Source organism: Roseobacter sp. GAI101 (assembly GCF_000156335.1).
In the GTDB taxonomy this organism is placed as follows: Bacteria; Pseudomonadota; Alphaproteobacteria; order Rhodobacterales; family Rhodobacteraceae; genus Sulfitobacter.
This window is the reverse complement of record NZ_DS999213.1, coordinates 1,416,358-1,429,351: the sequence shown is the minus strand read 5'-3', so window position 1 is coordinate 1,429,351 and position 12,994 is coordinate 1,416,358. Positions and strand designations below refer to the sequence as shown.

The window sequence follows — 12,994 nt, the reverse complement described above, 5'->3', positions numbered from 1 at the left end:
GACATCATCCACGTCGGCTGACCCGATAGAGCACGCCGCAATATACTCCAGCTTAACCCGACGCCCAGAACGAGGCTGAGGACAAGGAGTGCCAGCCAGATGTTCAAGTCGGAGTTGTCCAGACGCAAAACACCCAGATCATGGAGAACCCAAAGGCTTGCGCAGACAACGGCCAGCACAAGCATCATCCCCAATCCGCCGATGGATCGCAGGGTCGCCCGCAAGTAGATGGCATAGCCGATGAAAAGCAAAAGCCCGAACAACACAGCGATCGATACGTTCATGTGCCCGTAGTCCCATGCCCATTGGACATAATTATAGTCGGTGGGATTGAATGTCGCTGCCAACAGGAAAAAAGCGCACAGCCAACGTATGATAAATCCCATTCGGTATTCCCCGGCTTCTCTGGCTTATAAATATCCTCGCCGAAGGCATAAAAGGTTATAGCGGGCGGTCAAGAGTTTCGCCTTCGGCGAGGATATTTACGAGCCAGAGAAGCAATGGCTCTATTTTCCAGTTTCGGTTCCGGCCCGACGCGGCTATACCGACGCGGGTTTGCACCGTTAAAGGAATATCATCATGGCCAATGTTGTTGTCGTAGGCGCTCAGTGGGGCGACGAAGGAAAAGGCAAGATTGTGGACTGGCTCAGCGAGCGCGCCGATGTCATCGCGCGCTTTCAAGGGGGGCACAATGCGGGCCACACGCTTGTCATCGACGGAACTGTCTTCAAGCTGAGCCTGTTGCCTTCGGGAATTGTACGCGGTGGCAAATTGTCGGTGATCGGCAATGGTGTGGTGCTGGATCCGTGGCACCTGGTGAAGGAAATAGCCCAGTTGCGCAGCCAAGGGGTCACGATCACGCCCGAGACGCTGATGATTGCGGAAAACACACCTCTTATTCTGCCCATCCACGGAGAATTGGACCGCGCTCGTGAAGAGCAGGCGAGTGTCGCCAAGATCGGGACGACCGGGCGCGGCATCGGGCCAGCCTACGAGGACAAGGTCGGCCGTCGTTCCGTGCGGGTTGCGGATTTGGCGGATGACGCAACTTTGGAACTCCGCGTCGACCGTGCTTTGGTCCATCATGATGCGCTGCGGCGCGGTCTTGGTCTTGAACCGGTGGACCGGGACGCTTTGCTGGCGGCACTGCGCGAGATCGCACCAAGCGTGCTGGAGTATGCTGCACCTGTCTGGAAGGTGCTGAACGAGAAGCGCAAAGCTGGCAAGCGGATCCTGTTCGAGGGCGCGCAAGGGGCGCTTTTGGACATCGATTTCGGCACCTATCCTTATGTCACGTCCTCTAACGTGATTGCGGGACAAGCGGCAACGGGGACGGGCATCGGGCCGGGGTCGATCGATTTTGTTCTGGGGATCGTCAAAGCCTATACAACCCGTGTCGGCGAGGGGCCTTTCCCTGCCGAATTGAATGACGCGGACGGTGAACGTCTTGGGGTACGGGGACACGAATTCGGGACGGTCACGGGCCGCAAACGGCGCTGCGGCTGGTTCGATGCGGTGCTTGTACGGCAGACCTGTGCCACCTCTGGCGTGAACGGAATAGCCTTTACAAAGCTGGACGTGCTTGACGGGTTCGAGACGCTCAAGATCTGTGTCGGCTACGAGCTGGACGGGCAACCGCTGGAGTATTTGCCGACGGCTGCGGATCAACAGGCGCGGTGCACGCCGGTTTACGAGGAAATGCTGGGCTGGAGCGAATCGACCGAAGGAGCGCGCAGTTGGGCCGATTTGCCGGCGAACGCGATCAAATACGTGCGTCGGGTTGAAGAGCTGATCGGCTGCCCGGTTGCGTTGCTGTCGACCTCACCAGAGCGCGAAGATACGATTTTGGTCACGGATCCGTTTGCGGACTGATTTGACATATTTAGGGTCGGGGTCATCTGATCCGGAGTGAACAGAGAACAAGGGAGCCGATCAAATGGCACTTAGTTACAAGGCGCGACGCAGGTGGTCACTGGTTCTGCTGCTGGTAGGGCTTCCGGTTTATATCGTGGCCGCGGTGGCATTGATTGCGATGTTCGACAGACCTTCTGTGCTGGTCGAGTTGGCAATTTACATCGGTTTGGGAATTATCTGGGCAATCCCTTTCAAGTTTCTGTTTAAGGGCATCGGTCAAGCAGACCCTGACGATCAGAACTGAGCGCAAAAAAAAAGGCCCCTGAAACAGGGGCCTTTTTTGTATTTAACCCGCCGCGCGGTTATCAGGCTGATAGCCGATATCTTTGGAGGCCCTGAAACGTCCCCCGTCAAGCTTGTGGATTTTTCCGGTCCGCAGAAGCTGACCAAAAGACCGCAATCCGTCTTCACGGCTGAATTCTTCTTTTTCAACTTGCCGGACCGTGTTCATCAGTTGAGGGCGTGAAAATTGGTCCAGACCTTCGACGAAGGACATGTAGGCGGCTGCTGCTTCAAGAAGTTCGGGCAGTTTCACAGCACCCATTTCAGCTGCAAAATTGGCAAAGCCACCATCCACGGGCGCAACAGCGACCGGGACCGCCGCCGTCGCAACCCGGCGCGGACGAACCGGAGCGGTCCGTGCAGGTGCGTCGGCATCAATGCGCTGCGCAGGTACCAGTTTCAACGGGGCAGGAGCCCCCTCAGCGGGGCGTTCGCGACGTACAGGGCCGCTGACGGGGCGACGGGGTTTGACCACCTCGGCCAGGTCATTGCGATACACATTGTCTTCGTCTTTATTGTCCAGGGTGCCAAAGGCAAAATCTGCTTTCCTGGCGGCCACGGCTGCGCGAAGATGGCTGATCGCACTGCGACGGGTCGAACTTTCCAGATCATCCATCTGATGGTCAGTCTCGGCCAGCAGCCGGTTCATGTCCGAGCCCTGATCAGCCTCAAGTGTCGGGAGCTTGCGACGCAAAGGAGCGGATGCAAAGGAAGTCTTTTCTTCGCCCCCCCCCAGCAACGCCGCTTCAACCTCGGCCAACTCGCGGGCCAGTTCATCTTCTTCCTCATCCGAAAGCGAAGATTCGGACCGGTCTTCAGGCGCAGACTTTTGCGATGTGCCCTCGGCTTCAGCTTGCGCAACCGCTGCGTTTTCCGAATCGTCCGGCGCGCCGGAAGGTGCCTGTTTCGACACATCATCGGCGGCATATTCTTCCAGGTCGCCTTTTGCGATCGCCAGGTCCAGGTCGCTGCGTTTGACTTGATCACCCGACCACGTGGTGCCGCTGTCGATGGTTCTACAGCCTTGTCTTCAAACATGTTTTCTGCTGGCTGGTCGTCTTCTACAGTGCCGTCATCCATTGCGGCAATGCTGTCTTCGGGCGCTTCGTCTTCTTCTGCCGCTGAGTCAAGGCGACCCAGCAGCGCTTCGATGTCATCGTCTCCGTTTTCATCGCTGACGTTCTTGATGGAGGCATCGTCCTGTTCAAGCGCGTCTTCGATATCGTGCACGGCATCAGCGACGAAATTTGTCTTGTCGATCGACGGGGACGCTTCACCAGCCTCTGCCGAAGGGGCTTCTTCCTCGGCGTGCTCGTCTTCGGTATAGTCGGGTGTGGCGGTTTCGGCGTCTTGACGGGACACAACAGACCGTATGCGCTGCAGCTTGGCTGCAATACTGTCCCGCTTCGGTTCGACAGCGACATCGGGCACATTTTCTTCATCCACGATGTCCTCGACCGCGGGTGTGGCGGTTGAGCTTTCGGCGAAGAACGCTAGCGCTTCGTCGTCGGGCTGGCCCGGAATGAGGTCGCTGTCGGCCCGGGCGCTTCCATCCGACGGAGGCTCAAGATCGATGGGGGCTGCCATGTGGGCATCCGCAACATCTTCGATTGGGGCTGTGGTGCTTTGCGGTGCGGCTTCTTCAGGTGCGACGGCATCCGGCTGAACCGGCTTTGGCGCTTGCGCCTTTTGTTCGGGTTCTCGCGCCTCGGGTTCGTGCGCTTTGAGGGCGTTCATGCGATAGGCGTCGTAATATTGCGATATCTCGTTGGGGCGACGCGGTGCAAAGGATGTCGAGACGACCGAAACCCCGGCCGATGTCACGGACGTGACGACAGGTGCGGGAGCGGGCGGCGCGGCGTCTTCCTTGAGCGCGCTCAGAACGATCTTGCCGTTCTGTTCGCGGGCCTCCACTCGGCGGGAAATTTCGCGTTGTGCGATATGAGCCAGCATTTCGGCGTCCGGCTGGGCAGGCTCGGCCCCGAAAAAGCGGTCTTCGGATGCGAGATCCCGAAAATACTCGGCAATCGCCTTCATGGTGCCGAATGAATCCTCAAAGCCTTCCAACGTACACGAGAACGTGCCGTATGAGACCGTCAGAATTTTATTATTATTCATCATCGGATGGTCGTCCTCTGCCTTTTTGCAGCTTACTGTTTACCATGGCCTTCAAGTCTAAAGCGGCTCGAATCTGTGCCGCGCAACGTATAATTTAATGTCAACTTTGTGTCTGGTTTCCAAAAATGCGAAAAACATCGGTAAGTAGCAGCATTGTTCTCAATTCCGGGCCAGTGACCCTGGTCGGTGGCGGGCAGGCTAGCATCGAAGACCTTTCGGAGGCCTTAAAGATCGCGCCGATCTGCGTCGCTGCAGACGGCGGTGCCGCACTGGCCCTGAGGGCCAAAATACCGATCGAAGCGTTGATCGGTGATTTCGATTCAGTGACGGCAGCAAGCCTGTTGCAGATCCCCCCAGACCGGCAATTCAAGATCAGTGAACAAGAAACCACTGATTTTGACAAGGCATTAACCTTGGTTGATGCACCATTGGTTATCGGCGTCGGCTTTTTGGGGGGGCGCATAGACCATCAGCTTGCGGCATTCAGCACTTTGGTCCGGTTTGCCCACAGGCCTTGCGTGCTGTTGGGAGCAGAGCAGATCGTGCTGGTCGCCCCCCCGAGAATGAGCATCGCGACACAGGCAGGCGAAGTCGTTTCGATCTATCCCATGGCCCCGGTGCAGGGCGTCAGTACCGGGCTGGAGTGGCCGATTGACGGGCTGCGACTGGACCCGACCGGGCGCATCGGCACATCAAATCTGGCAACGGGGCCTGCGACGCTGAACATGGAAAGCCCGAATGCCCTGCTGATCCTGCCCAGACGGCTTATTCTGCCGGTTGTACAATCGCTGTTGCACCCTGACGCCGCTGGATGGCCCCTTCGCGCAGAATGACGAACAGACCTGCGGCGATGGTGATGCCGATGCCCACGCTGGCGAGGGCGTTGGGAAGATCGCCGAAGATCAGCAATCCCAGGACTGTGGCAAATGGAATCTCGAGATATTGCATCGGGGCCAACGTCGCAGAGGGCGCATAGCGCAACGACCAGGTCATCAGCAGATGCGCGACCGTGCCCAGCAGGCCGATCGACAGCAACAACAACCACTGTATGCTGTCAGGGGCGGTCACTTCGAGTGCTGCGATGCCTGTGCGGGGTCCAAACCAGAGCAACGGCACCATCAGCACCACCGCCATTATCCCACTGATCGCTTGCAGGCTGATCGGATCGGTTTGCTTGGCGATCTTGCGGGTGACCAGCATAAAGACCGAAAGGTTCGCAGCGACGAAAACGGGCAAAAGCGCGGGCCAGCCGACTTGGGTAAAGCTTGGTTGAATGACCAGCAATGTGCCCGCGAAACCGACCAGACACGCCAGAAGACGCCTGCTGCCAACTTCTTCTGACAGAAAGTATTTTCCGAGAACCAGCATGAAGAACGGCATGACAAAGACAATCGCGATGGCGTCGGCAAGAGGCAGGTGGGTTAGGGCGGTGAACATCGCGGCGATGCCGATGATGTGCAGAACAGTGCGCAGGAATGTCAGCAAGAGCGTTGTCCGGTCCATCCGCCACGGTCTGTGGGTGGCCCAGACCAACGGCAGCAACACGATCAGTTGTACCGCAAACCGGATAAAAACGACCTCGGCCAGGGGGACGGATGCGCCAAGCAGTTTTGCGACGGCGTCCCCGATCGGTGCCACGATGCAAAATCCAAGCATCAGGGCGATGCCAATCAGGGGTCTGTCTGCATTCATTCGGGTTTATCCTGATTGGGGTTTGACAACTTTAAGGTGAAATAAGCCAGAACGCCCCTGCAAAGGCAAAGCTTTTTTAATCATGTGCCGAGATGTCAAAACCGCCTGCGGTTTCAAGCAGCCGGACGCACCAGACGCACACAATTCCGGCCCCGGCTTTTCGCGGCATAAAGGGCCTGATCTGCCTGATCTATCAGCCGCGCAGCCTTGTCGTCTTGGGCTGGCAGCGTCAAGGTCAGGCTGTCTGACATGCAAACGCCGATGCTGATGGTGATGGTCACTGCGGTGTTGCTGGACGGGATGATGAAAGGTGCGTCGCGAAAGGTCCTGCACAGGCGTTCGGCCACCTGCGTCGCGTCAAGGGCGGTGGTGCCGGGCACGACAAGCAAGAACTCCTCCCCTCCGATTCGGGCGACCATGTCGATGGGGCGCAACTGCGATCGCAACCGACGCGCGGTTTCGACAAGCACGGAATCGCCCGCAGCATGTCCGAAGGCATCGTTGATCCGTTTGAAGTGATCCATATCTGCCAACATGACAGCAAAATGCGTGTCCGATTTCCCGGCGTTTTCGATCAGTCGCGCCAGTTCAGACATGGCATAACGCCGGTTGTAAAGCCCTGTAAGGGGGTCATAAATTGCCGCGCGCAGCCCCGTGTTGACGCAGTGGCGCAGCCTTTCGGCCTTGCGCTTGCGGTTAAGAATGCTTGCCAGCCGCAGCCCCATCTCCTCAAGATCAAAACCGTTGAGCATCAGATCATCGGCCCCCAGATCCAGGGCATATGCGCCGACATCGGCATCAGGTTCGGTTTGAAGTACCAGGATCCCGCTATGGCGCGTGCCGGAATTTGCGCGGATCGCAGAGATGAGTTGCAGCTGGTCCATCGCGGTCTTTCGATCGACGGTCAGGACCAGAACGAACACATCCGGCAGCACATCCCCCTTGAGGCATTGCAGCGCGTCGCGCATCGTCGAATTGCTCACCTTGTCGCGCAGGGCAAGCCGCAATTGCGTGGCCCAGATGTGGTTCTGTCCTTTGTCATCGCTGACCACCTGGATATGGCCGGGGCTCGCGAAATTACTGTGCTTTTCGGCCATCCCGAAGGTGCGGCTGGCCGCGTCACGCATATGCCATTCATCATCGGAATGATGCCCCCGGATCAGACTGCGCACGCGGCTAAGCAGCAGGGGATCAGGCACAGGTTTCACCAAAACATCCTGCACGCCTTGCGAGAGCATCATCTTTCTCGCGGCCAGATCGTCGCTTTCGCCGATGGCAAGGACGGGAATGCGCGCCGTCTGTTCCTGCTGTGCCAGTCCGGCGCATAGCGCTGCGGCATCGGCATCGGGCAGTTCAAAGGCGGTAATCACAAGGTTCGGTTGTTCCTTGCTGGCCACCTTCAGCGCTTCGGCGACCGAGGTGGCCTGGAGAACATCGTAATAGGCAGAGGCCAGTTTGATTTTGAGGACAATACGATTCGTGGCTATGGCGTCTACGATGAGGATCTTTCCCTGCACTTGTTTTCCTTCCTCAGTAAAACTAACCAGATGCAGTGATCTTAAGGACGTTATTAGTTAACAAAGAGTTTCCATCCAAAGTAGTAAGCAGGAATGCTCCTCATGATTAAGCAAGAAGCCGCTGAGACCTTTGCCCTCCAGGCATTGGGATGGCTGGCCGCAAATGACGACTTGATGCCTGTATTCATGGGAGAAACCGGTGCCGGCGCGGATGACATGCGCGGTCGGGCGACGGATCCCGCGTTTTTGGGGGCGGTCCTGGACTTTCTGATGATGAATGACGAATGGGTGATTTCGTTTTGCGACAGCATCCATGTCCCATACGAGCGGATCATGCAGGCGCGGCAGGCCTTGCCGGGCGGTGAACAGGTGAATTGGACATGAATATTGCTGAAACCGCTTCCGCTTCTTCGATCAAAGGGCTTTTGTTCGACAAGGACGGGACCTTGTTCGATTTCGCCAAAACTTGGGAGGCTTGGGCCAATGCGTGCCTTCTTCGGCTGACCCAAGGGGACGTTGCGCGCGCCACGGTGATCGGGGCGGCAGTCGGCTTTGATATGGCAGCCGGCCGGTTCTCCAAGGACAGTGTCGTGATCGCGGGTACGCCGGGCGATGTCGTTGCTGTGCTGGCCTCCCATGTGCCCGAGATGTCGCAGGCGGCGCTGATTGATGTGCTTAACGAGGAAGCCGAAAACGCCCCGCAAAGCGAAGTCACGCCGCTGGTCCCGTTTCTTCAGGTCTTGCGTGCGCGCGGGCTGGCGCTTGGGGTGGCCACCAATGATGCCGAAGTGCCCGCACTGGCGCATCTGAACAAGGCTGGCGTGGCGCATCTGTTTGATTTCATTGCCGGGTTTGACAGCGGTCATGGCGGAAAACCCGGCCCCGGCCAGTTGACCGCATTCGCCAGATCCGTCGGGCTGGACCCCAGCCAGATCGCCATGATCGGCGATAGCACACATGACCTGATTGCTGGCAAAGCCGCTGGCATGACCCGCATTGCAGTGCTGACGGGCATGGCGTCGGCCGATGATCTGGCCCCGCATGCCGATGTGGTGCTGCCCGACATCACCCATCTGCCCAAGTGGCTGGACGGGCAGGGCGACTAGGCCTTGCCGTGGGCCGCACAGGCGCGAAAAACGACATAGGCCGTCGGTAACGGGAACGCCGCAGCACCACAGATCATGCCTTCTGGGACTGTTTGTCAGGAGGTTGCAATGTCTGATCCCGATCCCAAACGCAAAACCCGCACGGGCGGGCGTGCCGGAGCCAAAAACAGGCGCGGCACATCTGTGATCGAACAGATGCCGTGGAACCCGCCGGTGAACATCGACCGCCCCACCGAACCGCTAACCCCCGAAGGCGTCGAGGCGATCCATGATGGGGCCATGCGCATTCTCGAAGAAATCGGGATCGAATTCCTGAACCATGAAGCGCTGGAAATCCTGCGCAAGGCCGGCTGCACCGTGAACGGGGAAAACGTCCGTATGGGGCGTGATTTCGTCATGGAATGGATCGCTCATGCGCCGTCAGAGTTCACCCTGACCCCGCGCAATCCGGATCGTCAGATCACCATCGGCGGAAAGCATCTGGTGTTCGGCAATGTGTCTTCGCCCCCCAATTACTGGGACATGTCGATCGGCACCAAAGTCCCCGGTACCCGTGCGATGTGTCAGGACTTGCTGAAACTGACACAGTATTTCAATTGCATCCATTTCGCGGGCGGCTATCCGGTGGAACCCGTCGACATCCACGCCTCTGTCCGCCATCTGGACGTACTGTATGACAAGCTGACGATCACCGACAAGGTCATGCATGCCTATAGCCTTGGCAAGGAGCGTGTCGAAGACGTGATGGAAATGGTGCGCATCGCGGGTGGTCTGACCCATGATGAATTCGACGCCACCCCGCGCATGTACACCAACATCAACTCGACCTCGCCGCTCAAGCACGACATCCCCATGCTGGACGGCTGGATGCGCCTTGCGCGGCGTGGACAGGGGCTGGTGGTGACGCCCTTTACGCTGGCCGGTGCCATGGCCCCTGTGACCATGTCCGGCGCTGTGGCCCAATCGCTGGCCGAGGCGCTGTGCGCAGTTGTTCTGGCGCAGATCATCAACCCCGGTGCGCCCTGTGCCATCGGAACCTTCACCTCGAATGTGGATATGAAGACCGGCGCGCCAGCGTTCGGCACGCCGGAATACATGCGCGCCACCCAGATGACAGGGCAGTTGTGCCGGTTCTATGGCCTGCCGATGCGGTCGTCGGGCGTCTGTGCCGCGAATGTGCCGGACGGTCAGGCCATGTGGGAGACGTCGAACAGCCTGTGGGCAGCGGTGCAATCGGGCACGAACATGGTCTATCACGCGGCGGGCTGGCTTGAGGGCGGGCTGATCGCCAGCCCCGAGAAATTCATCATGGATTGCGAAATCCTTCAGCAAATCCAGCGCTATATGAACCCTGTCATCTGTGCCACGGGACCTGATGAAATTGCATTGGATGCGATCAAATCCGTTGGCAACGCCGGGCATTTCTTTGGAATTCAACATACTCAGGACCGCTATACCGACGCTTTCTATCAGCCCTTTTTGAGTGACTGGAAAAACTATGAAGGATGGGAAGTCGCCGGGGCCATCTGGACCCCGGAGCGGGCGCATATGATGTTCAAGGATATCATCGCCAACTTCGAAGAACCCCCGATGGATGTGGCCATTCGCGAAGAACTGGCGGATTTCGTGGCGCGCCGGAAAGCCGAAGGCGGGGCACCCACGGATTTCTAGGGTTTCTGTCTTCGGGTAAACTTTCGGAAAATCCGCACTAATTGCGCAGTATTTTTCAAGGGTTGAACGGGGCTTTTGCCATAAGAGATTTGCATGATGTTAACGTCCGGTTTGCATTCTCCCTTTCCATGAGTGGGAAGGGATATCCATGCACGGGCTTATCAACCGCAGTGTTCAGAACTTTGTCTGCGATACGTTCGGAAAAGACGTTTGGCTACAGGTGACGCAACGCGCCGATCTTGGGTTTTCCGAGTTCGAGGCCATGCTGTCCTACAAAGATGATATCACGCCCCGCCTGCTGGACAGCATGGCGGCGGTCACGCATCGCTCGCTTACTGACTTGCTGGAGGATATCGGCACCTATCTGGTCTCGACCCCCAAGCTGGAAGGGGTGCGGCGGCTGTTGCGCTTTGGCGGTGTGAACTTTGAAGAGTTTCTGCAGTCTCTGGATGATCTGCCCGACCGGGCCAAACTGGCCGTCTCAGATCTTGATCTGCCGCGAATGGAGCTTGATGAAAAGCCGGATGGCCAATTCGATCTGATCTGCCAAAGCCCTGTGCCGGGGTTTGGATTGGTGATGACCGGTGTGCTGCGTGTGATTGCCGATGATTACGGCGCTTTGGTCGTGTTGGATCACGAAACCACAGCCGATGGCTTTGAACGTGTCTCGATAACGTTGATCGATACGGATTTCGCCGAAGGGCGGCAATTCGAATTGGGCGCGCCGATCATATGAAAGGTGACCCGGATTTGAACATGCTGGACGTCTTGTGCCCCATGCACCTGGTGGTCCGCAACGATGGGCGCATTGTCCATGTCGGGCCGACCGTGCAGAAACTGCGCCCGGATATGACATGGATCGGCGCGCACTTCTTTGAACATTTTGACGTCAAACGTCCCAAATCGGTGCAATCCATCACCGATATGCGCCGCAAGGTGGGGACCAAGATTCATCTTGCCCTGCGGGGTGATCCGTCCAGCGATCTCAAGGCGGTTCTGGTCCCGCGCAGCGACGGCGCGGATGATGTGGTAATCAACCTGTCGTTCGGCATTTCCATCCTTGACGGTGTGCGCACCTACGGGCTGAGCAATGCAGATTTTGCCGCCACGGATCTGGCCATCGAAATGCTTTATCTGATCGAGGCGAAATCGGCCGCGATGGATTCTTCGCGTCAGTTGAACCTGAAACTGCAGGGGGCCAAGATCGCTGCCGAAGAACAGGCATTCACCGATACCTTGACCGGTCTCAAGAATCGCCGCGCCATGGATCATGTTCTGGCACGGTTGGTCAGCCGCAAGCTTGGCTTTGCCGTCATGCAGATCGACCTGGATTACTTCAAGGCGGTCAACGACACTCTGGGTCATGCGGCGGGCGATCATGTGTTGCAGGCGGTCGCGCAGATCATGGTCGAGGAGACTCGCGCCGCTGACACGATCGCACGGGTGGGCGGGGATGAGTTCACCCTGATCCTTCCTGAGATCGAGGCGCAGCAAACCCTATTGAATGTCGGCGAAAGGCTGATTGAACGGCTCGAAAAACCGATTTTGTTTCAAGGAAAGGAGTGCCGCATCTCTGCCAGTATCGGTACGGTCTGGATTCGCGAAAACCAAAACGTCGTGCCAAAGGACATTCTGTCCGACGCGGACATCGCCCTTTATCAATCAAAGAACGCCGGACGCGCACGCCAGACGATCTTTGACGGGCGCAGGCGTCCACTGGTCAGCTAAGCCCCTTTGGCCCTGCCAATACCGCCAGCGGACCCGCACATCCCGCCCGCTGGCCATGTGGGGCCCAGTCAGGTGATGACCTGTGTGCCTTAGGCAGGCGAAAGAATGTGAATCGCGCGGTCTGCCAGCATGTCTTTCGTACTGGCCCCGTAAGCCTTCATGTGGGGTGATCTGGCATGCGCGCCAAGCGCTTCCATGCTTGACCATTTCTCAACGACGACAAAGGTGTCAGGGCCAAATGCGCTTTGCATGGGGCCGGCATTTTCGGTGTCAATTGTGCCTTCGTAGGCGATGCAGCCATCCTCGGCCAAAACGGCCGGGACATTGGCGTTAAAAAGGTCCAGCACAGCCGCGCGCTGGCCCGGCTTGGTGGTGATGACTGCGATAACGTGGACGATGGACATAGTTGTCTCCCTGTTTGTGACCTCAGCGGTTTAGCATACGATTACCCCGGTGGCGAAAGTGCTTTTCCATCGGCACCACAGGGCCGTGTTTGCAATGGATTGCCGCCTGCAGCGCGCACGCCATTGGCGCATCTCAAAGGATTCTGTCGATTTTCAAAGTCGGACGGGGGATAGGTTTGCAGGTCTCGGACGACATAACTGCACGGCCCGCAGATTCTGATGGCTGAATTGTTTGGCGAAAGCAGGTGCCAGCGACTCGCCTGATCCATTGCGCAAGAGAATCCTGAATTTCTGGAAGAGCATTTGTTTCCGACTAAGGGACGTACCTGCCGCACTGAGGTCCTAATCCGCAGTAACTGCTGGCAAGAATGAGGATCGAAGAAGCAGATCTTCCCTAGTCAATCTCTGGACCATTTATCCTGTAAATGTCCGCCGAAACAACATGTTTGGAAAAACAAGTGGCAGCCCGTAGGGGAGTCGAACCCCTCTTTTCAGGTTGAAAACCTGACGTCCTAACCGATAGACGAACGGGCCACTTAGCTTGTGAGCGGTTCAATAGGTA

At 57.7% G+C, this 12,994-nt stretch carries 14 protein-coding genes and 1 tRNA gene; 8 read left to right on the top strand and 7 right to left on the bottom strand.

Annotated elements, in window-relative coordinates:
- Positions 1 to 386 (bottom strand): DUF6524 family protein (locus RGAI101_RS22125; protein ID WP_368072187.1); only part of this gene is annotated, 386 nt, incomplete at its 3' end.
- A 193-nt stretch (positions 387 to 579) separates the two neighbouring features.
- On the opposite strand from RGAI101_RS22125, the gene RGAI101_RS06690 reads away from it, so the two are divergent.
- Both RGAI101_RS06690 and RGAI101_RS06685 read left to right on the top strand, forming a co-directional pair.
- Positions 580 to 1,872 (top strand): adenylosuccinate synthase, encoded by a 1,293-nt coding sequence (locus tag RGAI101_RS06690; protein WP_008225737.1) that lies wholly within the window; start codon positions 580 to 582, stop codon positions 1,870 to 1,872.
- Between the two features lie 64 nt (positions 1,873 to 1,936).
- Positions 1,937 to 2,158 carry a DUF2842 domain-containing protein gene (locus tag RGAI101_RS06685; protein WP_008228608.1) on the top strand — a complete coding sequence of 74 codons (222 nt, stop codon included), beginning with the start codon at positions 1,937 to 1,939 and terminating at the stop codon, positions 2,156 to 2,158.
- A 42-nt stretch (positions 2,159 to 2,200) separates the two neighbouring features.
- Here the strand turns inward: RGAI101_RS06685 and RGAI101_RS22355 are convergent, their stop codons facing one another.
- Both RGAI101_RS22355 and RGAI101_RS06680 read right to left on the bottom strand, forming a co-directional pair.
- Positions 2,201 to 2,845 (bottom strand): hypothetical protein, encoded by a 645-nt coding sequence (locus RGAI101_RS22355; RefSeq protein WP_008227233.1) that lies wholly within the window; start codon positions 2,843 to 2,845, stop codon positions 2,201 to 2,203.
- A complete protein-coding gene (locus tag RGAI101_RS06680; protein WP_254655248.1) occupies positions 2,842 to 4,317 on the bottom strand; it encodes a hypothetical protein in 1,476 nt (491 codons plus the stop codon). Before RGAI101_RS06680 ends, RGAI101_RS22355 begins: the two co-directional genes overlap by 4 nt.
- A 122-nt stretch (positions 4,318 to 4,439) precedes the next feature.
- Between RGAI101_RS06680 and RGAI101_RS06675 the strand changes: the two genes are divergently transcribed.
- Positions 4,440 to 5,147: a thiamine diphosphokinase gene (locus RGAI101_RS06675; protein ID WP_037227581.1), complete on the top strand. Its 708-nt coding sequence runs from the start codon at positions 4,440 to 4,442 to the stop codon at positions 5,145 to 5,147.
- On the opposite strand, the gene RGAI101_RS06670 is transcribed toward RGAI101_RS06675, so the two are convergent.
- Positions 5,080 to 6,006, bottom strand: a complete 927-nt coding sequence (locus RGAI101_RS06670) for a DMT family transporter (RefSeq protein ID WP_008229231.1) — start codon at positions 6,004 to 6,006, stop codon at positions 5,080 to 5,082. The two genes, RGAI101_RS06675 and RGAI101_RS06670, sit on opposite strands and share 68 nt — an antisense overlap.
- A 113-nt stretch (positions 6,007 to 6,119) precedes the next feature.
- Positions 6,120 to 7,523 carry a diguanylate cyclase domain-containing protein gene (locus RGAI101_RS06665; RefSeq protein WP_008225273.1) on the bottom strand — a complete coding sequence of 468 codons (1,404 nt, stop codon included), beginning with the start codon at positions 7,521 to 7,523 and terminating at the stop codon, positions 6,120 to 6,122.
- Positions 7,524 to 7,625: 102 nt separating this feature from the next.
- Between RGAI101_RS06665 and RGAI101_RS06660 the strand changes: the two genes are divergently transcribed.
- From RGAI101_RS06660 to RGAI101_RS06640, 5 genes are all read left to right on the top strand, one after another.
- On the top strand, positions 7,626 to 7,907 hold the full coding sequence (locus tag RGAI101_RS06660; RefSeq protein ID WP_083792025.1) for a DUF3572 domain-containing protein: 282 nt from the start codon (positions 7,626 to 7,628) through the stop codon (positions 7,905 to 7,907).
- Positions 7,904 to 8,629, top strand: a complete 726-nt coding sequence (locus RGAI101_RS06655) for an HAD family hydrolase (RefSeq protein ID WP_008225588.1) — start codon at positions 7,904 to 7,906, stop codon at positions 8,627 to 8,629. Before RGAI101_RS06660 ends, RGAI101_RS06655 begins: the two co-directional genes overlap by 4 nt.
- A 108-nt stretch (positions 8,630 to 8,737) precedes the next feature.
- Complete coding sequence (locus RGAI101_RS06650; protein ID WP_008228119.1) at positions 8,738 to 10,300, top strand: trimethylamine methyltransferase family protein; 1,563 nt, start codon at positions 8,738 to 8,740, stop codon at positions 10,298 to 10,300.
- Between the two features lie 148 nt (positions 10,301 to 10,448).
- Positions 10,449 to 11,036, top strand: a complete 588-nt coding sequence (locus RGAI101_RS06645; RefSeq protein ID WP_008227335.1) for a heme NO-binding domain-containing protein — start codon at positions 10,449 to 10,451, stop codon at positions 11,034 to 11,036.
- Between the two features lie 20 nt (positions 11,037 to 11,056).
- Positions 11,057 to 12,028 carry a GGDEF domain-containing protein gene (locus RGAI101_RS06640; RefSeq protein WP_254655247.1) on the top strand — a complete coding sequence of 324 codons (972 nt, stop codon included), beginning with the start codon at positions 11,057 to 11,059 and terminating at the stop codon, positions 12,026 to 12,028.
- 89 nt (positions 12,029 to 12,117) lie between these two features.
- Here the strand turns inward: RGAI101_RS06640 and RGAI101_RS06635 are convergent, their stop codons facing one another.
- Positions 12,118 to 12,432: a putative quinol monooxygenase gene (locus RGAI101_RS06635; RefSeq protein ID WP_008225800.1), complete on the bottom strand. Its 315-nt coding sequence runs from the start codon at positions 12,430 to 12,432 to the stop codon at positions 12,118 to 12,120.
- 459 nt (positions 12,433 to 12,891) lie between these two features.
- Positions 12,892 to 12,966 (bottom strand) — tRNA-Glu (locus tag RGAI101_RS06630).
- Positions 12,967 to 12,994 lie beyond the last annotated feature (28 nt).